This is a genomic window from Deltaproteobacteria bacterium HGW-Deltaproteobacteria-18 (assembly GCA_002841885.1).
Taxonomy (GTDB): domain Bacteria; phylum Desulfobacterota; class Desulfovibrionia; order Desulfovibrionales; family Desulfomicrobiaceae; genus Desulfomicrobium.
The window spans coordinates 63,004-84,475 of record PHBE01000013.1 but is presented as its reverse complement, the minus strand read 5'-3'; the positions used below and the strand labels follow the sequence as shown (position 1 = coordinate 84,475).

Annotated in this window: 21 protein-coding genes and 1 tRNA gene; 12 read left to right on the top strand and 10 right to left on the bottom strand. The window is 60.8% G+C overall.

Annotated elements, in window-relative coordinates:
- Nucleotides 1-11: 11 nt before the first annotated feature.
- The 8 genes from flgK to flgF all read right to left on the bottom strand — a co-directional run bounded on the left by flgK (nucleotide 12) and on the right by flgF (nucleotide 7,786).
- Nucleotides 12-2,105 (bottom strand): flagellar hook-associated protein FlgK, encoded by a 2,094-nt coding sequence (gene flgK, locus CVU60_12920; GenBank protein ID PKN41099.1) that lies wholly within the window; start codon nucleotides 2,103-2,105, stop codon nucleotides 12-14.
- Nucleotides 2,105-2,578 (bottom strand): flagellar biosynthesis protein FlgN, encoded by a 474-nt coding sequence (locus CVU60_12915; protein ID PKN41098.1) that lies wholly within the window; start codon nucleotides 2,576-2,578, stop codon nucleotides 2,105-2,107. Before CVU60_12915 ends, flgK begins: the two co-directional genes overlap by 1 nt.
- A 210-nt stretch (nucleotides 2,579-2,788) precedes the next feature.
- A complete protein-coding gene (locus CVU60_12910) occupies nucleotides 2,789-3,379 on the bottom strand; it encodes a hypothetical protein (GenBank protein PKN41097.1) in 591 nt (196 codons plus the stop codon).
- A gap of 14 nt (nucleotides 3,380-3,393) precedes the next feature.
- Nucleotides 3,394-4,509: a flagellar biosynthesis protein FlgA gene (flgI, locus tag CVU60_12905; GenBank protein PKN41096.1), complete on the bottom strand. Its 1,116-nt coding sequence runs from the start codon at nucleotides 4,507-4,509 to the stop codon at nucleotides 3,394-3,396.
- Nucleotides 4,493-5,182 carry a flagellar basal body L-ring protein gene (gene flgH / locus CVU60_12900; GenBank protein ID PKN41095.1) on the bottom strand — a complete coding sequence of 230 codons (690 nt, stop codon included), beginning with the start codon at nucleotides 5,180-5,182 and terminating at the stop codon, nucleotides 4,493-4,495. Before flgH ends, flgI begins: the two co-directional genes overlap by 17 nt.
- Nucleotides 5,183-5,195: 13 nt before the next feature.
- Complete coding sequence (gene flgA / locus CVU60_12895) at nucleotides 5,196-6,146, bottom strand: flagella basal body P-ring formation protein FlgA (GenBank protein PKN41094.1); 951 nt, start codon at nucleotides 6,144-6,146, stop codon at nucleotides 5,196-5,198.
- Nucleotides 6,147-6,149: 3 nt separating this feature from the next.
- Nucleotides 6,150-6,932, bottom strand: coding sequence for a flagellar basal-body rod protein FlgG (flgG, locus tag CVU60_12890; GenBank protein ID PKN41093.1), 783 nt, complete (start codon nucleotides 6,930-6,932; stop codon nucleotides 6,150-6,152).
- A 77-nt stretch (nucleotides 6,933-7,009) separates the two neighbouring features.
- On the bottom strand, nucleotides 7,010-7,786 hold the full coding sequence (gene flgF / locus CVU60_12885) for a flagellar basal-body rod protein FlgF (GenBank protein ID PKN41092.1): 777 nt from the start codon (nucleotides 7,784-7,786) through the stop codon (nucleotides 7,010-7,012).
- Between the two features lie 135 nt (nucleotides 7,787-7,921).
- Here flgF and CVU60_12880 point away from each other — a divergent pair.
- The 11 genes from CVU60_12880 (at nucleotide 7,922) to pnp (ending at nucleotide 18,467) form a co-directional block, all read left to right on the top strand.
- Nucleotides 7,922-7,996 (top strand) — tRNA-Gly (locus CVU60_12880).
- Nucleotides 7,997-8,082: 86 nt separating this feature from the next.
- On the top strand, nucleotides 8,083-8,571 hold the full coding sequence (locus tag CVU60_12875; GenBank protein ID PKN41091.1) for a ribosome maturation factor RimP: 489 nt from the start codon (nucleotides 8,083-8,085) through the stop codon (nucleotides 8,569-8,571).
- Nucleotides 8,572-8,619: 48 nt separating this feature from the next.
- Complete coding sequence (locus CVU60_12870) at nucleotides 8,620-9,945, top strand: transcription termination/antitermination protein NusA (protein ID PKN41090.1); 1,326 nt, start codon at nucleotides 8,620-8,622, stop codon at nucleotides 9,943-9,945.
- 48 nt (nucleotides 9,946-9,993) lie between these two features.
- Nucleotides 9,994-10,203, top strand: coding sequence for a DUF448 domain-containing protein (locus CVU60_12865; GenBank protein PKN41128.1), 210 nt, complete (start codon nucleotides 9,994-9,996; stop codon nucleotides 10,201-10,203).
- On the top strand, nucleotides 10,193-13,066 hold the full coding sequence (locus CVU60_12860; protein ID PKN41089.1) for a translation initiation factor IF-2: 2,874 nt from the start codon (nucleotides 10,193-10,195) through the stop codon (nucleotides 13,064-13,066). The genes CVU60_12865 and CVU60_12860 overlap by 11 nt, the downstream gene beginning before the upstream one ends.
- A 179-nt stretch (nucleotides 13,067-13,245) precedes the next feature.
- Nucleotides 13,246-13,533: a DUF503 domain-containing protein gene (locus CVU60_12855; GenBank protein ID PKN41127.1), complete on the top strand. Its 288-nt coding sequence runs from the start codon at nucleotides 13,246-13,248 to the stop codon at nucleotides 13,531-13,533.
- Nucleotides 13,534-13,539: 6 nt separating this feature from the next.
- Entirely contained in the window at nucleotides 13,540-13,884 is a 345-nt protein-coding gene (gene rbfA, locus CVU60_12850; GenBank protein ID PKN41088.1) for a ribosome-binding factor A, read from the top strand.
- Nucleotides 13,859-14,821 carry a bifunctional oligoribonuclease/PAP phosphatase NrnA gene (locus CVU60_12845; GenBank protein ID PKN41087.1) on the top strand — a complete coding sequence of 321 codons (963 nt, stop codon included), beginning with the start codon at nucleotides 13,859-13,861 and terminating at the stop codon, nucleotides 14,819-14,821. Before rbfA ends, CVU60_12845 begins: the two co-directional genes overlap by 26 nt.
- Complete coding sequence (truB, locus tag CVU60_12840; protein PKN41086.1) at nucleotides 14,818-15,741, top strand: tRNA pseudouridine(55) synthase TruB; 924 nt, start codon at nucleotides 14,818-14,820, stop codon at nucleotides 15,739-15,741. Before CVU60_12845 ends, truB begins: the two co-directional genes overlap by 4 nt.
- Nucleotides 15,742-15,804: 63 nt before the next feature.
- A complete protein-coding gene (locus tag CVU60_12835; protein ID PKN41126.1) occupies nucleotides 15,805-16,074 on the top strand; it encodes a 30S ribosomal protein S15 in 270 nt (89 codons plus the stop codon).
- A gap of 185 nt (nucleotides 16,075-16,259) precedes the next feature.
- Nucleotides 16,260-18,467, top strand: a complete 2,208-nt coding sequence (pnp, locus tag CVU60_12830) for a polyribonucleotide nucleotidyltransferase (protein PKN41085.1) — start codon at nucleotides 16,260-16,262, stop codon at nucleotides 18,465-18,467.
- 405 nt (nucleotides 18,468-18,872) lie between these two features.
- Here pnp and CVU60_12825 read toward each other — a convergent pair whose 3' ends face one another.
- Together CVU60_12825 and CVU60_12820 are read right to left on the bottom strand one after the other, a co-directional pair.
- Nucleotides 18,873-19,823, bottom strand: coding sequence for a hypothetical protein (locus tag CVU60_12825; protein ID PKN41084.1), 951 nt, complete (start codon nucleotides 19,821-19,823; stop codon nucleotides 18,873-18,875).
- Nucleotides 19,820-20,203, bottom strand: a complete 384-nt coding sequence (locus tag CVU60_12820) for a hypothetical protein (GenBank protein ID PKN41083.1) — start codon at nucleotides 20,201-20,203, stop codon at nucleotides 19,820-19,822. The genes CVU60_12825 and CVU60_12820 overlap by 4 nt, the downstream gene beginning before the upstream one ends.
- 82 nt (nucleotides 20,204-20,285) lie before the next feature.
- Between CVU60_12820 and CVU60_12815 the strand changes: the two genes are divergently transcribed.
- Complete coding sequence (locus CVU60_12815) at nucleotides 20,286-21,410, top strand: lipid-A-disaccharide synthase (GenBank protein PKN41082.1); 1,125 nt, start codon at nucleotides 20,286-20,288, stop codon at nucleotides 21,408-21,410.
- Nucleotides 21,411-21,472: the final 62 nt, after the last annotated feature.

Genomic DNA, 21,472 nt, shown 5'->3' with positions numbered 1-21,472 from the left:
GCCCGCCTCCATTAGTTCTTGAGTCCCAAAAGCACTTCCAGCATGGACTCGGCCGTTGTGATCAGCTTGGCAGCTGCCGTGTAGGCGTGCTGAAACTTGATCAGGTTGGTCATTTCCTCGTCCAGGTTCACGCCCGAGACGGATTCCTGCCGCGACCGCAAATCGTTGGCCAGAGCCTCCTGATATTCCGCGTTGAACTTGGCGGACTGCGTGTCCGACCCCGCCTTGGCGACCAAGGTGGAATAATATTCCCCCAGTGTCTGGCGCGTCGTGCCCTCGCCCACGGTGCGCGTGGCCACTGCCTTGGACTGCAAGGCCGCGATGGCGGCGGCCGTAGTGTTGTCGCCCTCGTTCATTTCCCCGGCACCATTGACGTGGCCGGTATTGATACGGGCAGAATCGCTGCGCACGCTGTTATTGATCGACAGGGTTCTGGCGTCGGAGCCTTCGAAAAATGTGTTGATGCCGAGTGCGGCCAACAATCCGGTCGTATCGGAGCCAAAGGCGAAATCATGACCGGCGTCGGAAGTGATCTGCAGGTGATTATCCAGCACGGAAGCGGTGAGGGTTCCGCCGAAAGTGTTGTTGATTGCGTCGACGACGTCCTGCAGGCTGTGTTCTGTCGGATCGAAGTTCTGGACTCCGGCCGTTCCTGAGTCAAAATCCAGAGCCTGAAACTGCACCATCGCTCCGGTGGCCTTGTCGTAAACCCCGATCATGAGGTTGCCGCTCTCCAGCTTGTCGCCAAAGATCAGCCCCGCGTCGACGCCAAGATCGGCATCCTTGTCCACCAGCCCGTAGGTACCGACAACTTCCTCGAAACGGTCAAGGCCCGTGCCCTGGGAATGAATCCGGTTGACCTCCCAGGCCAGGCTCTTGGCGAAGGCGTCGAGCTTTTCAAGATAGCCGCCGATGCTCGAATCCCGGAACTGGAAATACCCGGCCAGGCTGCCGCCGGTCAGACGGCGTTCATTGTCCTCCCCGTTGCTCAGAACCTGGGGAGTGATGTTGATCTTGGAGGCGGACGTTTCGTACCAGAAAACCGATTTGTTGGGCAGAATCTTGAAACGGTCCCCGGCGGTGAGGGTGTCACCGGTCTCGGGAGAAAAAAGCACGGAACCCTTGCCGTCGGGGAGCAGCACGCCCTCATCCGTGACAGTGAAAACACCCAGCCCGTTTTCATCCGTAAGCCAGGTCTTGCCTCCGTCCACGGAAACCTTGAAGGTCACGGCACCGCCCGACACCAGCCCGGGGTTCACGATTTCAAGCGTGTACTCGCTGGAGCTCTTGCCATTGAACGAAACGCTCCCCTCATACGTCGAGGCGCTGTCCAGGGATGCTGAAAACGGGGCCGACTCGAAGGCCAGCCTGAAAGAATTGCTGCCATCGACCAGCGTATGCCCGGCCCTGGTGGTGATGATCACATTGCCCAGGCCGTTATCTATGTAATTGATGTCGATCTTCTCGGCCAGATCGCGAACCAGTGTCGCACGCTGATCCCGCAGGCCGTTGGCGTTGTTCTTGCCCGTCTCTTCGGTCACGGTGATCTGACTGTTCAACTCGGCGATACTCGTCAGGAGTGTGTTTATCTCCTTGACTTCCGCGTCGATGGTGTCGTCCGTCTGCCCCTGCAACCGCTGCAGGTCCGCCTGCACGACCCCGATGGCCTGCTCCAGGTTGGAGGCATGCCCGAGCAGGGCCGCGCGCACGCTCGTGTCCTCGGGATTGGTGGACAGGGTCTGCCAATCGGCCCAGAACGCCGACAGGGCCGAGTTGACCCCTTGTGAGTTGGACTCATTGAAGATCATCTCGACGTTCTGCAGATTCTCGTAAAGCTTCTGCCAGCGCTGCTGCTCCGAACTCTTGGTATTGTAGAGAAGCTCGGTGAATTCATCGAAATATCGGACGACTTCGGCCGCGTTGACTCCCGTCCCGAGCTGGCCCGGAGTGTAATTGATGTAATAGCCATCCTCGAAGCGCACCGCCTGACGGCTGTAACCTTCGGTATTGGCGTTCGAGATGTTGTTGCCCACGACCTCGATGGCCGCCTGATTGGCAAAAAGGGACTGCTTCCCGATATTGAGCAGTGACGCGATGCCGGGCATCAGAGCCTCCCGCGCACCAGAGTCGCCGTGGCCGTGCGATCCTGCCACGTCCCCTTGGACGAGTAGGTATTGCGTTCCCTCGGCGCGACCTGATTCTGAAAATGAGTGAGCAGCACGCCGCTCTGCTTCCACAGAGCCATGGCCAGATCGGCATTGATCGAGGCCAGTTGTCCACTGTCCTGCTCATGGGTGATGATCCTTGCCCGCCACGTCTCGAGGATTCGTCTGTCCGCCGCGGACAGCGTCTCCAGAAAGACCGCCAGATTGGTCATGCCCGCCGATTGCAGGCGATGGGTCAGAGCTTCGCGCTCACGCACGAGCTGCCTGATCAGGTCCTGGATGCACATCTCAAGTCCCGTCACCTGATCCGGTGCGCCGGCCCGCAGCAAGGAGTACTCCTCGCGCAGGAGCTGGCAGAGAAGCTCCGTGCCCTTGGCCTGGCGGATGAGACTGCCAAGAATGATCTGTTGCATATGGTTTTCCTTACTCGTGAACGGCAGTGAAAATTAAGCCAGAGGCAGGAAATCCCTGCTTGGCGCACCCTTCATTTCCCTGATCACTGCAAAATGCCGACCAGCGCGCAGCGGGCCATCAAAAGGCTGCGCCAGAGGCCCTTTCCCGTGCCGAACACGGGCTCGATAGCCCCGGCCGCCCGGCAAGAATTTCCCTCGTGGACAAGCGCACTAGGGGCCGTCCTCGCCGTCCATGCGCACAACGCGCAGGGCATCCTCCAGATCCGTAGGCATGACCGCCGCCTGCCCGGCTCCGGACTGAGACCGCTGCTCGATCCTGCGGGCCAGCATTTCGGCCTCGTGCTGGGCCGTGATTGCAGCCAGCGTGCGCGGCTGCACTGCTGCGGCCTGGTTCAGGAGCGGAGTCTTGTCGGAGGCCGAGCCGTCCAGGGGATGCAGTGGAGCCGTAGAGGTCGTGTCGCGGCTGGCATTGACCAGTCGTTCGGAGAGATTGGCATACAGCACGTCGGACAAACCGATACCCCCGCTTCGCGACATCTTGAGCGACAGCTCCTGGTCGAACATGGACAGGTAGCTCTCTTCTTCCTTGGACTTGAGCAACCCTTCCTTGGGCACGGAAGCGCGCATCTGCTTCCAGATCTGGCCGATGAAAACGGCTTCGAAATCCTGGCAGGCTTTCTTGAGCTTGACCTCGTCCAGGCCCTTTTCGGGCTGCACCCGGGCGCGCAGATCGTGCAGGCGCTCCTGCAGGCTTTGCGTCGGATCAGGTTCGGGCAGGCCCTTGGTGATAATCTCGTTCATGCTGCCTCCGCTGGCTAGATGACCTCAAGATCGGCATGCAGGGCGCCCGCCGATTTCATGGTCCGCAGAATGGAAATGAGGTCCCGAGGCGTGGCGCCGATGGCGTTCAGGCCATCGACCAGCTCCTGGATGGAAGCCCCGGCCATGAGGACGAGCCTTCGCTGTTCTTCCCGCACGCCGAGCTCGGTGGCCGGGGTGACGACCGTCTGACCCGGGGAGAACGCTCCGGGCTGGGAAACCTGGGGCTGCTCGGAAACGACCACGTTCAGGTTGCCGTGGGAAACGGCCACCTTGGCCAGGGTGACGTTGGCCCCCAGCACCACGGTGCCGGTCTTTTCATCGACAACCACCTTGGCCCGGCTGTCGGGTGTGACTTCCAGATTCTCAAGAGAGGCCATGAGCGTGACGATGTCGCCCTGATACCGGGGAGGAATCCCGAGCCTTATGGAAGAGGCGTCCTGGGCATGGGCGTACTGGCCGCCGATGGCCTTGTTCAGTGTGTCCGCAACCTGTTTGGCCGTGGAAAAATCCTCCACGCCGAGCTGGATGGTGATGTCCTGTTGTTCGTTGAAGCTGAAAGGCACGCTGCGCTCGATCACCGCGCCGCCGGGGATGCGGCCCACGGTGGTGATGTTCTTGGTCGCCGAAGCCGCGTCTCCTCCCGCCGAAAAACCGCCCACGGCCAGGGACCCCTGGCACAGGGCGTAAATGCTGCCGTCAATGCCCTTGAGCGGAGTCATGAGCAGCACGCCGCCCAGCAGCGAGGACGCGTCCCCCACGGAGGAGACTGTCGCGTCGAGCCGGGACCCGGGTCTGGCCGAGGCCGGCATCTTGACCGTGACCATGACCGCGGCGACGTTTTTGGGCTTGAGCGCCGCCCGATCAACCTTGACTCCCATGTTTTCAAGCATGTTGGCCATGGACTGGATCGTGAACTGCGAGCTGCTCTTGTCCCCGGTTCCCGGCAGGCCGACCACCAGTCCGTAGCCGACGAGATCATTGGAACGGACCCCGCCGAAGCTGGCGATATCCTTGAGGCGCACAGCCCCGGCCGGCATGGCCAGGCCCATGGAAAGACCGAGGGCAAGGAGCAGAAAAGCCAGGCGTCTGGTTTTAGAATGGCCACACATTGTCAAGTATCCTCGCAAGCCACCCGGGGCGTTGTTTGTCGGCCAGGACCCCCTCGCCGTAAAGTTCGATGCGCGCTTCGGCCAGGCTGGTGGACATGATGGTGTTGTCGGCATCGATGTCCCGATCCCTGGCCACACCCTGCACCAGCACGATCTGAGTCTCGCCGTTGACCCGCGTCTCGCGGGCCCCGACAACCTCCATGAGTCCGCCGCCAAGAACCCGGGTCACCCGGGCCGCCACGGTGGTGGTGAGGGTGCTTTCACGCTTGGTTTCGCCGTCACCCTCGAACCCGCTGGTGGATGACGCGCTGACCAGGGAGTCCGGGCCCACGGTCGCGCCGGGAATCAGCGGCAACTTGTCCTTGCCAAGATACGCGCTCACTCCCAGATCCATGGAGCTTGCCCTGTCCGCAGTGGTCGAAGCCTTGCTCTTTGACAGCGTGGTCTCCATCACCTTGACGAGCAGGATATCGCCGACCCTTTTGGCTCTGGCGTCGGCAAAGAGCATGGTCGCCCCGTCCGGATCAAAGAGCGACCCGGGATTCTGGGCCTCGGACACCCGCTCCTGGGGAGGAGGCGTGACCACGGCCGCAGGCATGGGCGGGCGGCCCGTGGTCCGGCATCCGGTCAGGGCCAGTACGGCCAACGTGAACATCACAAATCTTTTCTGCATATTTCCTCCCGGCCTACGGCACACGCACCGTTTCGGCGTCAACAACCTGCGCGGCCACCACTCTGCGGCTTTGCATGTTCCGGACCCGGATGGTGTTGCCGATGCCGCCGTCCTCGAGACTTTCGACCGGCACGGTCAATTTGAGTGTCTGCCCCGCGTAAACCAGGGTCAAAATCTGTCCCTTGGCAACCACGGGAATGAATTCCACCGCGTCAGCGCTGATGACCTGCCCCTCGCCCACCGCCGCGGTCATGCGCAGGGGCAGGTTGCCGCCGTCCCAAGGCGCCCGCGCCATGTAAGCCAGATTCTTGCGCGCAAAGCCCACCAGACCCGGCTCCAGGATGTCACCCCTGTTCAGGACGCGGGCGGCGCAGGGCACGGTCTTCCAGACATCGGCGAAGACCGTGCCCGTGAAGCTCTGTACCGGACGGCCATCCTCGGTCACGGCCTCAAGCCGCAGACTGATCCGTCCCGGAGCGGGAGCGCCCACGGGAGTGACCCGGATCTGAACCGGCCCCTTTTCGGAGATGAAGAGATAATCCGCCATGCGATGCTCGCGGATTTCCACTTCGCCCTCATAATGAGCCAGGGCGTTCGTCAAAATTTTGTCGATGGCCGGTCGCATGGACAGGGTGCTGAGCACCTGCCCGCCGCGCTGGACCTGAACCTGATCGGGAACGTCCATGGGCGGCAGGGCCGTCCCGAAACGCTGCACGATCAGCTCGCGCAACCTGGCCCCGTTGAGGCTCGCCCTCGCGCCGTCGAATTTGGGAGAGGCCAGGAGAGGCACCGCGCCGATGCCGGCCAGCAGGGCCCTCGCGTCCTCGCCCTCGGCGCGGGCCAGGTCGTTCAGGGTGATGGCCGGCCCTTCCACGCACACGGCCCCGGCCACGATCAGCCTGCCCTGGGCCACGGCCATGCAGGGACAGAGCAGAAGGATGAGCAGAGCCATAAAAAAACGCATGAGCTACCTCTTCAGCTGATTTGCGATCTGCAGCATCCCGTCGGCCGTGGTGATGGACTTGGAGTTGGCCTCGTAGGCGCGCTGGCCCACGATCATGTTGACCATCTCCTCAACGATCTCCACATTCGACATCTCGAGAAATCCCTGGGCCAGGGTGCCGGCATTGTTCTCGCCGGGCACGCTCTCCACCGCCTCGCCGGATCCGTCGGTCTGCACGTAGAGGTTGCGTCCCATGGCTTTCAGGCCGGCAGGATTGACGAAGGTGTAGACCGGAATGTCCGTGCCCGCGATCTCCCCTCCGGCCTTGTCCACGCAGGTCAGACGGCCGTCCTCGGTCACGACGATGTTCTGGGTCTCGGGAGGGACGATGAACTCCGGCTGCAGGGGATGGCCGTTGTCGGTCACGATGCGGCCCTCGCTGTCGAGCTTGAAGGCCCCGCTTCTGGTGTAGGACTCCTCGCCGTTGCGATCGACACGGAAGAAACCGTCACCCTCGATGACCAGGTCGAGCTGGTTGCCCGTATTCTGGAAGTCTCCCTGCGAAAAGATCTTGTGCACGGACACGGGCCGCACGCCCATGCCGACCTGCATGCCCGTAGGCAGGCGACTGCCTTCCTGGTTGGAAGAACCCGCGATCTTCATGTTCTGGTACATGAGGTCCTCGAACTCGGCCCTGTTCTTCTTGAATCCGGTGGTGTTCACGTTGGCCAGGTTGTTGGCCGTGACATCGAGATTGAGCTGCTGGGCGATCATGCCCGAGGCGCTGGTCCATAAAGCGCGAATCATGTTGTCTTCTCCTTGCGGGATCACCCGCGCCCCTCCTGCCGCCCGCGATCAGTCCGACGGCAGCAGGCCTGGGGATATTATCTGGGCGCACCGATCTCTGCGATGGCCTTCTTGTCCTGCTCAAACGAGCCGCTGATCATTTTCTGGTAGGCTTCAAAAGCGCGCATGGCCTCGATCATGTTGACCATCTCCGAGACCACGTTCACGTTGGCCGCCTCCAGAAATCCTTGCTCCACAGTGGAATCCTCGGCCGGAAGGGTCTGCGCGTCAGCACCGGGGCGAATGCGAAGCAGGGAGTTGCCCATCTTCTCAAGTACCCGTGGGTCCTCGACCCGGACCAGATCGATGGTGTCGACGAGTTCTCCGTCAACGGTAAACCCTCCGTCGGCATCGACCAGCACGGAGCCCGTCTCGGGTATCTGCAGGGGGCCACCCTGGCCCAGAAGCTGATTGCCGTGGGCGTCCACGACAAAACCTTCAGCCGAACGATGGTACACGCCCTGACGGGTCAGAAATTCCCCCTCGGGAGTCTGGACCCGGAAAAAACCGTCCCCCGCTATGGCCAGGTCCAACGGATTGCCCGTACTCTTCATGGGGCCCTGGGACATGTCGATGACCGCCTCGGAGATCCTGGGCTGCGCCAGAAGATTGGGTTGCGGCCAGGGCACCTTGTCGTTCAGGGTGGTGTTGGGGTCGATCATGTCGTGGGCATAACGGCGAAAAGTGTCCCGGAAGGCCAGATTCTCGCTCTTGAATCCCGTCGTGTTCACGTTCGCCAAATTATTGGCGATGCTATCCAGTCGATGCTGTTGTGTAAGAGCCCCGAATACGGCGCTATAACTGCTGTCTTGCATGGGGGTCCTCCTTGGTAACGCTCATTGAGCAAATACCAGGCCACTTGAGATGCATGATCGCAGGGTTCACAAGGGCCGCTGGAAAAAAACACTTGACTGCCATCCCCCCCCTCATGCAAGGGAAACGGTTGCAGAGCGGGTGTAGCTCAATGGCAGAGTACAAGCTTCCCAAGCTTGGAGTCGCGAGTTCGACCCTCGTCACCCGCTCCACTCCTGTATGTGGTCATACTGATATTCGGTAGCTGATGGGGGTGGGCCTTTTCGTGGTCCACCTTTTTTTTTCCTGAAGGCTTAAAATGGACAAAAACGAAATACACGCACGGCTCATGGAAATGGTGACTCCCCTGTGTCAGGCCCGAGACCTCGACGTCTGGGGCATCGACCTGCTTTTTGCGGCCGGGGGGCGGCACAAGATCGTACGGGTCTATCTGGATTCCGAACATGGGGTCGGCATCGACGAATGCTCGGAGGTCAGCAGGCATCTGAGCCTGGCCCTGGACGTGGAAGACATCATTCCCGGAGCATTCACCCTGGAAGTGTCCTCACCCGGGCTTGAGCGGCCCTTTTTCTCCCTGGAGCAGATGCAGCCCTATGTCGGACAGACGGTGCGCATCCGCCTGGAAAACCCGCTCGAAGGCAGAAAAAATTTCAAGGGGCGCCTGCTCGCTGTGGAACCGCCCCTGTTTACGCTGACCGACGACAGCAATACATTTGAATTGAACTGGGACGATGTGGGCAAGGCCAACCTCGTCTACGAGCCCTTTGATCAGGGCAAGAAACGATAAATTTCGGAATACGGCGGGTTGTTTCCGCACTGAGAACGGAGGACGTTCATGAATTTGGAACTCAAAAAAGCCATCGACCAGATCAGCAAGGACAAGGGCATCGACCGCGAGATGCTGATCGACACACTGGAAGAAGCCATCCGGGCCTCCGTGACCAAAAAATACGGTGACAAAATGGATATCGAGGTTACCTTCAACGAGGAAACCGGCGAAATCGAAGTCTACCAGTTCAAAATCGTGGTCGAAGAGGTCGAGGATCCCGATACGGAGATTCTCATGGTCGAAGCCGTCAAGCACGACCCCAACGTCGAGCTCGACGACGCCATCGGATTTCGCCTGCAGGTCGAGGACCTCGGGCGCATCGCCGCCCAGAGCGCCAAGCAGGTCATCATCCAGCGCATGCGCGACGCCGAACAGGAAATCATCTTCGAGGAATACAAGAACCGCAAGAACGAGATCGTCAGCGGCATCATCCAGCGCCGTGACCGCTCGGGCTGGATCATCAACCTCGGACGCACCGAGGCCCTTTTGCCCAAGGACAAGCAGATTCCGCGCGAACGCTTCCGTCAGGGCGACCGGGTCGAGGGACTCATCATCGACGTGCGCAAGGAAGGACGCGGGCCGCAGATCATCATCACCCGCTCCGACCCCGAGTACATGACCGCCCTCTTCCGCCGTGAAGTTCCCGAAGTGGCCGACGGCACCGTGAATATCATGGGCGTGGCCCGTGACCCCGGCCTGCGCGCCAAGGTCACCGTCCTGTCCCAGGATTCCAACGTCGACCCGGTCGGCGCCTGTGTCGGTATCCGCGGCTCGCGCATTCACAGCATCGTGCAGGAACTGCGCGGCGAACGCATCGACATCGTGCTCTGGAGCCCGGACATCGCCACCTACGCGGCCAATGCCCTGTCTCCGGCGCGCATCTCCAAGATCGCCATCGACGACGAGGAAAAATCCCTGGAAGTCGTGGTACCCGAGGATCAGCTGACTCCGGCCATCGGCAAGAAGGGCCAGAACGTAAAACTTGCGGCCAAGCTCCTGGGCTGGAAGATCGACATTTTCACCAACAGCCGTTTCAACAAGGTGCACAAGGATCGCCACCTGCTGGAACAGTTGGCCAGCGCGGCCCAGGTATCCATTGCGGACTTCGCCGAAGCCGGCTTCGATTCTCTTGAGTCCATGGCCGCCTGCACCAACGAGCAGCTGCTCGACATCCAGGGCATCAGTGAAGAAAACATCGGCGCCCTGCGCGGAGCATTGAACCTTCTCATCAGCCAGAACCGGGAAGAAACCCCGGAAGAATCCGTGGAAACGGAAACAAAAGGCGCGGTCGAAGGGGAAGATGCGGATTACGCGGACGGAGACGAAGCATAGATGATTCCAGCGGATGACAAGACTGCCTGCACGCAAGGACCGATACGCATGTGCGTGATTTGCAGGCAGCGCTTTTCCAAAGACGAACTATATAGATTTACCTGCCCTGTTCACGGAGAGCTCACTCTGACCGCTGACAGCACCGGAAAAACACCGGGACGGGGTTTTTATCTTTGCCGCGATGCGGCGTGCCGGAACAGATTCGAGCGATTCAAGGGCTGGCAGAAGAAATGTAAGGGGGTTGGGCATGTCCACTAGATTGCGGGTGAGAGACCTTGCCACGGAGCTTGATATCTCCAGCAAGGATTTGATGACGTTATTGCGGGAACTCAAAATCCCGGCCAAGAGCCATATGAGCAGTCTGACCGACGAAGAGGTTGGGCAGGTCCGCAATCACCACCAGAACCGGGCCGCGGCGCCCCAGGTCGTGGACACGCGCGCTACCTCGGGAGTCATCGTGCGCAAGCGGCACAAGGTCACGGCCGCAGAGTCCCAGGATGCGGACGACGACGCACAGCCCAAGGACGAAACTCCCGCCGAAACTCCGGCAGAGGAAGCAGCCGAGACTGTGACGGAAACGGCCGAAAAGCCCAAGGCACGCAAGCCTTCGCAGGCGGTCATCGTCACTCCGGCGCGCATCATCGAGGAAGTCCAGAGCGACAAGGCCGTGGCTGAAAAACCTGCAGAGCAAGAAGCGCCCGCAGCCGAGACCCCGGTCGCAGCAGCTCCCGTTTCCGTTGAAGCGACACCTGCAGAGCCTGTTGCCGCCGAATTAGCCGCTGCCGGCGACGCCACCGTCGAAGAAACCGCCCAGGCATCCGCCGTGACTCCCGCCGAAACCGGCGAAGAGACGCCCCAGGAAATCGAAGGCGAGTCCGAGGAAGCCAAGCGCGCCCGCAAAAAGACCAAGAAAGCCAAGCCCGCGCCTCCTTCCGTCCAGGTCAAGATCATCTCCAGGCCCACCATCGTTGAATTTCCCGATACCCGCGTGGACGGCCAGCCGGTTCGGCCCATGGGTCCGGCAGCGCGCCCCATGGGGCCTGCAGGCTATACTCCACGGCCCTCCGGACCGGGCGGACGCCCCTCAGGACCTGGTGGTCCCGGCGGTCCCGGCGGCCAACGCCCGAGCGCCCCGCGCCCTTCCGGCCCGGCAGGTCTCGGCGCTCCGCCACGTCCCGCCCCTGAAACCGAAGGCGCAAAGGACAGCCGCGGCAAGAAAAAGAAGGGTCGCCGCACCGTTGAGGCTGCCGATCTGTACCGCAAGGAAGAATTCTCCATGGGCAAGGGCAAGAAGGCCCAGCGCGCCGAGGCGCGCAGAGCCGGCGGAGCCCGGGCCCAGGCGCAGAACACGCAGCCGCTCAAGGCATCCAAGCGCAAGATTCGCATAGATGACACTATCCGGCTGACGGATCTGGCCCATCAGATGGGCATCAAGGCCCAGGACCTGATCAAGAAGCTCTTTTCCATGGGCGTGATGGCCACCATCAACCAGTCCCTGGATTTCGACACGGCTCTGCTTCTGGCTGCCGAGTTCAAGTATGAAGTAGAAAGGGCCGGATTCTCCGAAGACGACTTCCTGCTGCCCAAGGAAGCTGACAAGGCCGAGGATCTGAAGCCCCGTCCCCCCGTCGTGACCATCATGGGCCATGTCGACCACGGCAAGACCTCGCTCCTTGACGCCATCCGCTCCACGAGCGTGGCTTCGGGCGAAGCCGGCGGCATTACCCAGCACATCGGCGCCTACCACGTGGCCACGTCACGCGGTGAGATCGTCTTCCTGGACACCCCCGGCCACGAGGCTTTCACCACCATGCGCGCCCGCGGCGCCAAGGTCACGGACATCGTCGTCCTGGTCGTTGCCGCCGACGACGGCGTCATGGAACAGACCAAGGAAGCCGTCAGCCACTCCAAGGCGGCGGGCGTGCCCATCGTCGTGGCAGTGAACAAGATGGACAAGGAAGGGGCCGACCCCGACCGCGTCAAACGCGAGCTGTCCGATCTGGGACTCATGCCCGAGGATTGGGGTGGAGACACCATCTTCGCCCACGTATCCGCCAAGAAGCGTGAAGGCCTGGACGAATTGCTCGAGCTTATCCTGCTGCAGGCCGAAGTGCTCGACCTCAAGGCCAATCCGGACAAGCCCGGCCGCGGTCACGTGGTCGAAGCCAAGCTGGACAAGGGCCGCGGCCCCGTGGGCACGGTTCTCATCCAGGAAGGCCAGATCACTCAGGGCGACGCCTTCGTGTGCGGCCTGATCAGCGGCAAGGTCCGCGCCATGTTCGATGACCAGGGCCGGCAGATCAAGACCGCCGGACCGGCCATCCCGACGGAGATCCAGGGTTTTGAAGGTATCCCCGAGGCTGGCGACGAGTTCGTCATCGTCAAGGACGAGAAGGTTGCCCGCAAGATCGCCGAGGAACGCCGCGTCAAGCATCGCGACAAGGAACTGGCCAAGGAATCCAAGGTCACCCTCGAAAGCTTCCTGGCGACCAAGGCAGGCGAAGAAGCCCAGAACCTGAACCTGCTTTTGAAGGCCGACGTGCAGGGCTCCCTTGAAGCAATCTCCGAGGCCTTGCGCAAGCTGTCCACGGACGAGATCAAGATTGCCCTCATCCACGGCGGCGCCGGAGCCATCACCGAATCCGACATTCTGCTGGCATCGGCCTCCAATGCCATCATCATCGGGTTCAACATCCGGCCCACAGCCAAGATCAAGGAAGTTGCCGAGCAGGAAAAGGTCGACATCCGCTTCTACGACATCATCTACAAGCTGGTAGATGACATCAAGGCGGCCATGTCCGGCATGCTCTCCCCCGACATCAAGGAAGTGTACCTCGGCCAGGCCGATGTGCAGCAGGTGTTCAGCGTGCCCAAGATCGGCAACATCGCCGGCTGCATGGTCAGTGACGGCAAGCTCAAGCGCAACGCCAACGTGCGTCTGCTGCGCGACGGCGTGGTCATTTACACCGGCAAGCTCAGCTCCCTGAAGAGATTCAAGGATGACGCCAAGGAAGTGACCAAAGGTTACGATTGCGGCGCCGGTCTTGAGAACTTCAATGATATCAAATCCGGCGATATCATCGAAGCCTTTGAGCTGGTCGAGGAAGCCCGGACCATCTAGGCCCGGGCGGCCGTGAGGATCAACTGTGATCCTCACGACCTGAGAACAAAGGCATGGATTCCCGCCTGCGCGGGAATGACACGGAAGTGACGCGAACGGCCTGTGCGTCATCCCCGCGCAGGCGGGAATCCATGCTTTTCATTTTTTCAGCACGTTGGATTCACGACCGGTACACGACCATGATCATCGGCACCCTGCGCCTGGAATTCCGGCTGCACGGCGTTTTTTCCTTGAAGGAAAAACGAAAAAGCGCCAACAGCTTGAAGCAGAAGCTGCGCAACACCTTCAATGTGGCTGTGGCCGAAACCGAAGCCCAGGACTCACATCAGGCCCTGGTTCTCAGTGTGGTCACGGTTTCCAACGACACGGCGCACGTGCACAGCCGTCTGTCCAAAGTCCTGGCCATGGTGGAAGCTTCCACCGCCGACGAGCTTGTTCATGCCGACATGGACGTATTTGGAGCCTGATTTTTTATGCAAAGAAGCAATTCGAGACGCGCCATTCAGATGGGCGATCAGATCATGCAGGTCCTGGCCTCTCTCCTGATTCAGGAAGCCGAGGACCCGAACCTGGCCCTTGTCACCATCACCGGGGTGCGTTTGAACCGGGATTTCAGCATCGCCGAGGTCCTCTACACCCACATACGCGGACGCACGGCAGAGCCAGAGATCACCAAGGCGCTCTACCACGCCAAGGGTTTCCTGCGCTCCCGGCTGAGCAAGGAGCTCAACCTGCGCGGAATCCCGGACCTGCGTTTCAAGTGGGATACCTTTCTCGAAGACATGGTGTACGATGCCCCTCCTGAAACAGATAACTGAACAACTGCGGGACGCGGACAACTTTCTGGTCCTCGCCCACGTTTCTCCAGACGGCGACGCCCTGGGTTCCATGCTGGCCATGGGAGAACTTCTTGATGCCCTTGGCAAGAAGGTCGTCCTGTTCAACGAATCCGGCATACCCAGCCGTTTCGAATGGCTCGCGCCCAAGCGCGAGATTCTGCCCCAGTTGCCAGAGGACGAGCCGGACAACCTCATCGTCCTGGACTGCGGCAGCGCCGAGCGGGCCGGAGAGCTCATCGCCCCGTGGCTCAAGACCAAGAAGGTGTTCAACATCGACCACCACCTGGGCAACCCCCTGTTCGGCACCATGAACTGGGTCGAGCAGCGCGCGTCATCGGTGGGCGAGATGGTCGGCATGCTGGCCCGAAAGCTCGGTGTCCCGCTGGTGGGCCTGCTGGGAGAATATATCTATCTGGCGCTCATTTCCGACACCGGGGACTTCTGTTTCAACAACACCCGCCCCGAAACCCTGGAGATGGCGGCAGAAATCCTGCGCCTCGGGCTTTTGCCCGGCCCGTTTCATGAACAGAAGCAGTCCACCGGGACGCTCAACCAGCTGCAGATGCGCGGCACCGTTCTGCAACGGGCCCGTCTGCATGCGGACGGACAGATCAGCCTCATCTGCTTCACTCGCGAACTCTTCGAACAGACGGGCACCGGCCCCGAGGACACCGAAGGGCTGGTCAACACCGTCCTTTATGTGAACGGGGTGCTGGTGGCCATCAGCCTGCGCGAGGAAGAGCATGGCATCAAATTTTCGCTGCGCTCCAAGAGCAGCGTCAACGTGCAGGCCGTAGCCTTCCGCTTCGGCGGGGGCGGCCATCGCAACGCCGCCGGCGGGACTCTGCTCATGGACATGGAGCAAGCCAAGGCGACGATGCTCCAGGCCGTGACCGAGGAGTTGGCCAACTCATGAGCGCACCGTCACTGAAACAACTTGACGGGGTCCTGGTTTTGCATAAACCGGGAGGTCCCACGTCCGCGGATTGCCTGAACCAGATCAAGCGCCGCCTGGGGCAGAAAAAAATCGGCCACGCCGGCACCCTCGACCCCATGGCTACGGGCGTACTGGTGGTCCTGCTCGGGCAAGGCACCAAACTGGCCAGCTATCTGGTCGACGGCCGCAAGACCTACCGGGGCCGTCTGATCCTGGGACAGACCACGGACAGCTACGACACCGAGGGCAAGATTCTCGCCGAAGCGCCCTGGGAACACCTGGACCAGGAGACCGTGCGGGCCGAAGTACTTGGCTGGAAGGGGACCATAAGCCAGGAAGTGCCTCCGGTTTCGGCGGCCAAGCATCAGGGCAAGCCCCTGTACGCCCTGCACAGGGCCGGCATGGAAGTGCCGGTCAAGGTCAAGGATGTAACAATTTTCGATTCGCAGCTAATGTCCATGGAGCTGCCGAGTCTTGATTTTCGAGTCACCTGTTCCGCGGGAACCTACATCCGCTCCCTGGCCCACAGCCTGGGGATGCGACTTGGGTGCGGAGCGGTGCTCAGCGAACTGGAGCGGGAGGCAAGCCACCCGTTCACCCTCGCCCAGGCTCATGATCTGGAAAAAGTGCTGGAAAGCAAGGATCAGCTCAACGAACTGGTCCTGCCCATGACCCAAGCCCTGCCCCACTGGCCCAAGCTCGTGCTCAGTCATGAACAGGCCGCGCTGGTGCAGAACGGAGCATGGCTGCCGACGAGCCTTTTTCCCGATTATCCGGCCCAGGAAGGGGACCGGGCACTCATGCTCTCCGCCGACAGGGCCCCCTTGGCCCTGATGGAGGCAAGCATGCGCACGGGAGTACTGTCGTGGGTCATCCTGCGCGGGCTCTGGCAAGCCTGAAGGCTCTGGTTCGCAATTGGATATGGTCAGGTGGAAGAAACATGATAACCGGAGGATATGGCTGTGGTCTTAACCCCTGAACGCAAGGCTGAAGTTGTAAAGGAATATGGCAAAACCGAAACCGATACCGGGTCTCCTGAAGTACAGGTAGCCCTGTTGACCGAACGGATTACGTACCTCACTGACCATTTCAAAGGTCACAAGAAGGACTTCCATTCCCGCACAGGTCTCCTGAAGCTCGTCGGCAAACGCAGACAGCTTCTGAAGTACCTGAAGAACAAAGACATTCAGCGCTATCGCGATCTGATCGCGAGACTCGGTCTGCGCAAGTAGACATCTTCAAGGCGGGACCTATGGTCCCGCCTGCCCTTTATTTGAACCGCGCTCCCGGCAGCATCATATGCCTGCGGTTTTGTGTTTAGTGCATGGTTCAACCCGGCGTTGAGCCATGCACTAAACACCAAACCCGCCGCCCGCTGCCCTCGACAGGGAGTGCCCAAACCATCACGAGGCAAATCATGGCAGCTTTTCAGACCACCCGGCGCACCATCCCCATGGGCGACAGTGAAATCATCATCGAACACGGCAAGCTCGCGCTACAGGCCAGCGGCGCCGTGACCGTGCAGTGGGGCGACACCGTCGTTCTGGTCACGGCCACTCATCAGGCCCTGGACCGGGTCGTGGATTTTCTTCCCCTGACCTGCAACTATCAGGAAATGCTCTACTCCGCAGGCCGTGTTCCGGGCAACTACTTCCGCCGCGAAGTGGGCCGCCCCAGCGAACACGAGACCCTGACCTCCCGGCTCATGGACCGTCCCATCCGTCCGCTCTTCCCCAAGGGCTGCACCAACGAGATCCAGGTCATCGCCACGGTCATTTCCTCGGACAAGGAGCGCTCCGCTGACATCCTGGCCATGCTCGGCGCATCCACGGCCCTGCACATCTCCGAGATTCCCTTCGCCGGACCCATCGCGGCCATCCGCGTCGGCTACCGCGACGGGCAGTTCCTCCTGAACCCCACGGCCTCCGAGCTTGCCACGAGCCAGCTGAACATGATCCTGGCCGGTTCGCGCGACGCGGTGGTCATGGTCGAAGGCGGGGCCCAGTTCCTGTCCGAAGACATCATGACCGAAGCCGTTGCCTGGGGACATGCCCAGCTTGGGCCTCTGCTCGATGTCCAGGAAGAACTGCGCAAGGAGCTTGGCAGAGAGAAATTCACTGTCATTCCCCCGGCCGAAGACACCGGGCTGATTGAAGCCGTGGCCGAACTCGCCACCGCGCCCCTGACCGAAGCCCTGGCAGTGCCCGGCAAGATGGATCGCCGCGATGCCAAGAAGAAGGTCAAGCAGAACCTGATGGAAGCCCTGATGGCCAGATTTGCCGAGACCCCCGAACGCGTAAGGGGTGTGGGCGAGATCATGGAGAAACTGGAAAAGAAGATCGTTCGCCAGCGCATCATGACCGACAAGATCCGCATCGACGGCCGCGACCTGACCACGGTCCGTCCCCTGATCATGGAAGTGGGTTTCCTGCCCCGCACCCACGGCTCGGCCATCTTCACTCGCGGCGAAACCAAGGCCCTGTGCACCTGCACCCTCGGCAGCACCCGCGACGAGCAGCGCATCGAGACCCTGGCCGGCGACACCTCCAGACGCTTCCTGATGCACTACAATTTCCCGCCCTACAGCGTGGGTGAAGCGCGCATGCTGCGTGCTCCCGGCCGCCGCGAAATCGGCCATGGCGCCCTGTCCGAGCGGGCCCTCAATCCCGTCCTGCCGGCTCCGGACGCATTCCCGTTCACCATCCGCGTCGTCTCCGACATCATGGAATCCAACGGATCATCCTCCATGGCTTCCGTCTGCGGCGGCACCCTGGCACTTATGGACGCGGGCGTGCCCATCAAGACTCCCATCGCGGGCATCGCCATGGGACTCATCAAGGAAGGCGACGAATACCTGGTCCTGACCGACATCCTCGGTGACGAAGACCACCTCGGCGACATGGACTTCAAGGTCGCGGGTTCCCGCGACGGCGTGACCTCCATCCAGATGGACATCAAGATCGCGGGCATCCCGGCCGAAGTCATGCAGAAAGCCCTGCATCAGGCCAAGGACGCACGCGTGAACATCCTCGACCAGATGGAAGCACTCATCGCTGCGCCCAGAGGCGAGCTGTCCAAGTTTGCTCCGCAGATGGACATCGTGCACATCTCCCAGGACAAGATCCGCGAAGTCATCGGACCCGGCGGAAAGAACATCAAGGCCATCTGCGAAGCCACGAGCGCCGACATCGACATCGACGATTCGGGCAAGATCTCCATCTTCGCTCCGGATTCCGTCTCCCTGGCCAAAGCCCGGGAAATGGTCCTCTACTACGACCAGAAGGCCGAACTGAACAAGGATTACGACGGCATCGTCAAGAAAATCATGGACTTTGGCGCGTTCATCGAAATCCTGCCCGGCCTTGAAGGCCTGTGCCACATCTCCCAGCTGGCCCGTGACCGGGTCAACGTGGTGACGGATGTGGTCCAGGAAGGCGACGCCATCCGCGTCAGGGTCATCGACATCGAGCCTTCCGGACGCATCAAGCTCAGCCGCAAGGCCATCATCCTCGAAGAGCTGGGTGAAGAACCCGAGCCGGTTCAGCCCCGCTCCGACCGCCCACGCAACGACAGGCCACGAGGCGGAGACAGAGGCGGCGATCGCGGCGGACCGCGTCGACGTTAATTCAAATCAAAAAAACCCGGAAATTCCGGGTTTTTTTTGGTCCTTTTTTTGCCGACTTTGCATCATCTGCGGGATCGTTGCCGGATATATCTCTCGAATTTTCCACCCGGCGCACAACAATCCCGTTCCATGTGGACGTCAAGAAAGCTCCCGCAAACCTCAAGGCCCGCTGGCGGCATGGGCTTGAGGCTCGTCGGCTGTCTGACCGAGCCAGGCATCGTTTGTTGAATCGTTGCCGGATGTGCTGCCTGCATTTTCCGCCCTGCACGCAACGATTCAACTCTACGAGGCCGGAGAGGGAGTTCCGGCGGGTCTCAAGTCCATGCCGACAGCGGGCCGAGTTTCGTTTAAAGGCATTTTCTTTTACGTTTTACGTCTCACGCATTACGTTTCACGCAATGCGAATCAACTCATCCAATAATAAACGGCTCCGCAAAAGATCAAACTGGCCACGCGGAATCCCTGACTGCAAATGATGAGTTCCAGCGCCAGTTTCGGCTTGAAGATGCCTGCGTAGTAGGGAAATTGATGCCGGAAGGCCCGCATCGGTGAGGACAGGACGTTCCCGACAATGAGCGCCATGACCACGTCGCGCACGGACATGGACCCGGAGTCGAGCAGGGCTCCGGCAGCGGCCATGCCTGCCGAAAACTCGGCGGCCAGCTGAAAGACAATGATACCCATGGCTTTGGGGTGCAGCCATGACATGGCGCTCATGTGTTCGGCCAGAAAATGTTCGATAGCCGAAAACATGCCGAACTTGTTCATGAAATGAACCCCGACATAAATGGGTGCGGTGATCATGACGATTTTTTTGATGCGTCGCCTGAAGCGATTCCAGGTCTTCTGCAGCACCTGCCGCGCCACAAGCTTATCTTCGGCGGGCATTTCCATGGCATGACAGCGGTCCAGCCCGGTCAACAGAATCCGGCCCACGAAAAGAATCAGAATTGTGCGCAGCAGCGCCGCCCCCACCGTAAGGCCAAGATAGACCACTGCCGCGGATTTGAGGATGGGCACGGTGATGAAGATCATGCTCGGCAGATGCAAAAAATAGGTCGGCAAGCTATTGAAAAGATTAGTAAGAATCAGTTCCCTGCGGGACAACCGTCCCTGATCGTAGGCCTCGGCCAGCATGGTGTTGGCCGTGACCCCTGAAACAAAAGCCACGGAAAAACTGGCTGCGGAAATTTCGCACATCCTTCCGATGCGGGTCAAAGGATTCGCCAGACGCGCCATGAAACGCGTCCAGTGCATGGCCTCGATCAGGTTCCCCACAAAAAGCCCCACGGAAACAAGGCCGATCAGTTTGCACAAAGGCCACAGAATCTGCGCCCAAAATTCAGCCACGCTCATGTCTTGCGCCTCACTCCGTCAAACAAAACCCGGTTCCCTGATCGGGAGCACACATAGGCCACACACACGCCGACCGCGGCACCCACGGCGTTGGCCAGGGCGTCCCACAGATCAAAAAATCGTCCCGTAGGCAGGACGCCCTGTCCGAATTCAAGCAGCAGCCCAAGGCCGGCAGCAAGGCAGAACGCAGTCAGAAAGGTTCGCCTCCAGGTCGCAGGCCAGCAAAACGCCATCAGGCCATAGGCAAGGAAATGAACAGCCTTGTCGCTCTGCTCCGGAGCGCCGGACATATCCACCGGAATCAGAGAACCCACGATGAGGACGAGCACGTAGGCCGCCCAGAAAAACTTGTGCAGGAAGATGACCGTGTTTTCACGCATGGCCTCCCCTATGCCAAAGGTTAGTGCGGGGCAAGGGATCGGGCTTCTTGTTATTTTGGCGCCAAAGAATTACTGCCACGCCATGACAAACGCGCCCACCATCTGGATTAACGCCGGTGAAACCTCCGGCGACCTGCACGGTCAGCTTCTGGTTCAGGCTCTGCGTAAGCACTGCCCCGAAGCATCGTTCATGGGCATGGCCGGTCCTGCCATGCGGGAAGAAGGGGTTGAACCCCGGCTCCGCACAGAGGCCCTTTCGGTCATGGGTTTTACCGAGGTATTGGCCCAGCTGCCCAAAATCATGGGCCTTTTGCGCACCCTGAAGAGTCAGCTGGAAACGTCACGCCCGGACGTTGTAGTAGTCATCGACGCTCCGGATTTTCACTTCCGTGTAGCCCGAATAGCGCAGAGCCTGGGCATCCCCGTCGTGTATTACATCAGTCCCAAGCTGTGGGCCTGGCGGGAGGGCCGGGTTGCGTTCCTGCGCGGCCACATCGACCGTCTCGTCTCCATCCTTCCTTTTGAAGTCGAATTCTACGCCCGGCACGGCTTGTCCATCGATTATGTCGGTCATCCCCTGCTTGATTCCATCAGAACGCCCCGGATCATGAACGTCCGCCGCCACGACAACCGGATCGGCATCCTTCCAGGCAGCCGCAAACGCGAAATCACGTCCCTGCTGCCCATCTTCTCCCGCGCAGCCGCCCTGCTGGCCGCCCGTTATCCGGATCTTGAATTCGTATTGCCCGTGGCTCCGGGCATGGACCGGAAGCTGATCCGCAGTTGCTGGGTCTCGAACACTCCGGTCACCTTGGTCGAAAGCTCCGCCCGTTACGAACTCATGCGCTCCTGCCGGGCCATCATGGCCGCTTCGGGCACCGCTACGCTGGAAACGGCCCTGCTTGAAGTGCCCACCGCCGTGGCCTACAAATTTTCGAACCTGACCTATCTTGTGGGGCGCATGCTTGTGAAGGTGCCTTTCATCTCCCTGCCGAACCTCATCCTGGGCGAGCCTGTCTTCCCCGAATTCCTGCAGCACGACGCCAACCCTGCTGCCATGGCCGCCGCCGTGGCGCAATGGATCGAGGAGACGCCCTCCAGAGCTCGCGTCCTCGATCAACTTGGCACCCTGCCATCACTGCTCGGCAACGGCGGGGCAACGGAGCGCGCGGCGAAAATCGTCCTGGACACCATGCTTCGGCCTTAAAATCATGCACCCCTGGAGACGACGCATGCGTCACAGTCCCGGGAATTCAAAGATCAGGCTTG

Coding starts and splice junctions, on each gene's coding strand:
- flgK (PKN41099.1), bottom strand. CDS start 2,105: ATGCCCGGCATCGCGTCACTGCTCAATATCGGGAAGCAGTCCCTTTTT.
- CVU60_12915 (PKN41098.1), bottom strand. CDS start 2,578: ATGCAACAGATCATTCTTGGCAGTCTCATCCGCCAGGCCAAGGGCACG.
- CVU60_12910 (PKN41097.1), bottom strand. CDS start 3,379: ATGAACGAGATTATCACCAAGGGCCTGCCCGAACCTGATCCGACGCAA.
- flgI (PKN41096.1), bottom strand. CDS start 4,509: ATGTGTGGCCATTCTAAAACCAGACGCCTGGCTTTTCTGCTCCTTGCC.
- flgH (PKN41095.1), bottom strand. CDS start 5,182: ATGCAGAAAAGATTTGTGATGTTCACGTTGGCCGTACTGGCCCTGACC.
- flgA (PKN41094.1), bottom strand. CDS start 6,146: ATGCGTTTTTTTATGGCTCTGCTCATCCTTCTGCTCTGTCCCTGCATG.
- flgG (PKN41093.1), bottom strand. CDS start 6,932: ATGATTCGCGCTTTATGGACCAGCGCCTCGGGCATGATCGCCCAGCAG.
- flgF (PKN41092.1), bottom strand. CDS start 7,786: ATGCAAGACAGCAGTTATAGCGCCGTATTCGGGGCTCTTACACAACAG.
- CVU60_12875 (PKN41091.1), top strand. CDS start 8,083: ATGGACAAAAACGAAATACACGCACGGCTCATGGAAATGGTGACTCCC.
- CVU60_12870 (PKN41090.1), top strand. CDS start 8,620: ATGAATTTGGAACTCAAAAAAGCCATCGACCAGATCAGCAAGGACAAG.
- CVU60_12865 (PKN41128.1), top strand. CDS start 9,994: ATGTGCGTGATTTGCAGGCAGCGCTTTTCCAAAGACGAACTATATAGA.
- CVU60_12860 (PKN41089.1), top strand. CDS start 10,193: ATGTCCACTAGATTGCGGGTGAGAGACCTTGCCACGGAGCTTGATATC.
- CVU60_12855 (PKN41127.1), top strand. CDS start 13,246: ATGATCATCGGCACCCTGCGCCTGGAATTCCGGCTGCACGGCGTTTTT.
- rbfA (PKN41088.1), top strand. CDS start 13,540: ATGCAAAGAAGCAATTCGAGACGCGCCATTCAGATGGGCGATCAGATC.
- CVU60_12845 (PKN41087.1), top strand. CDS start 13,859: ATGCCCCTCCTGAAACAGATAACTGAACAACTGCGGGACGCGGACAAC.
- truB (PKN41086.1), top strand. CDS start 14,818: ATGAGCGCACCGTCACTGAAACAACTTGACGGGGTCCTGGTTTTGCAT.
- pnp (PKN41085.1), top strand. CDS start 16,260: ATGGCAGCTTTTCAGACCACCCGGCGCACCATCCCCATGGGCGACAGT.
- CVU60_12825 (PKN41084.1), bottom strand. CDS start 19,823: ATGAGCGTGGCTGAATTTTGGGCGCAGATTCTGTGGCCTTTGTGCAAA.
- CVU60_12820 (PKN41083.1), bottom strand. CDS start 20,203: ATGCGTGAAAACACGGTCATCTTCCTGCACAAGTTTTTCTGGGCGGCC.
- CVU60_12815 (PKN41082.1), top strand. CDS start 20,286: ATGACAAACGCGCCCACCATCTGGATTAACGCCGGTGAAACCTCCGGC.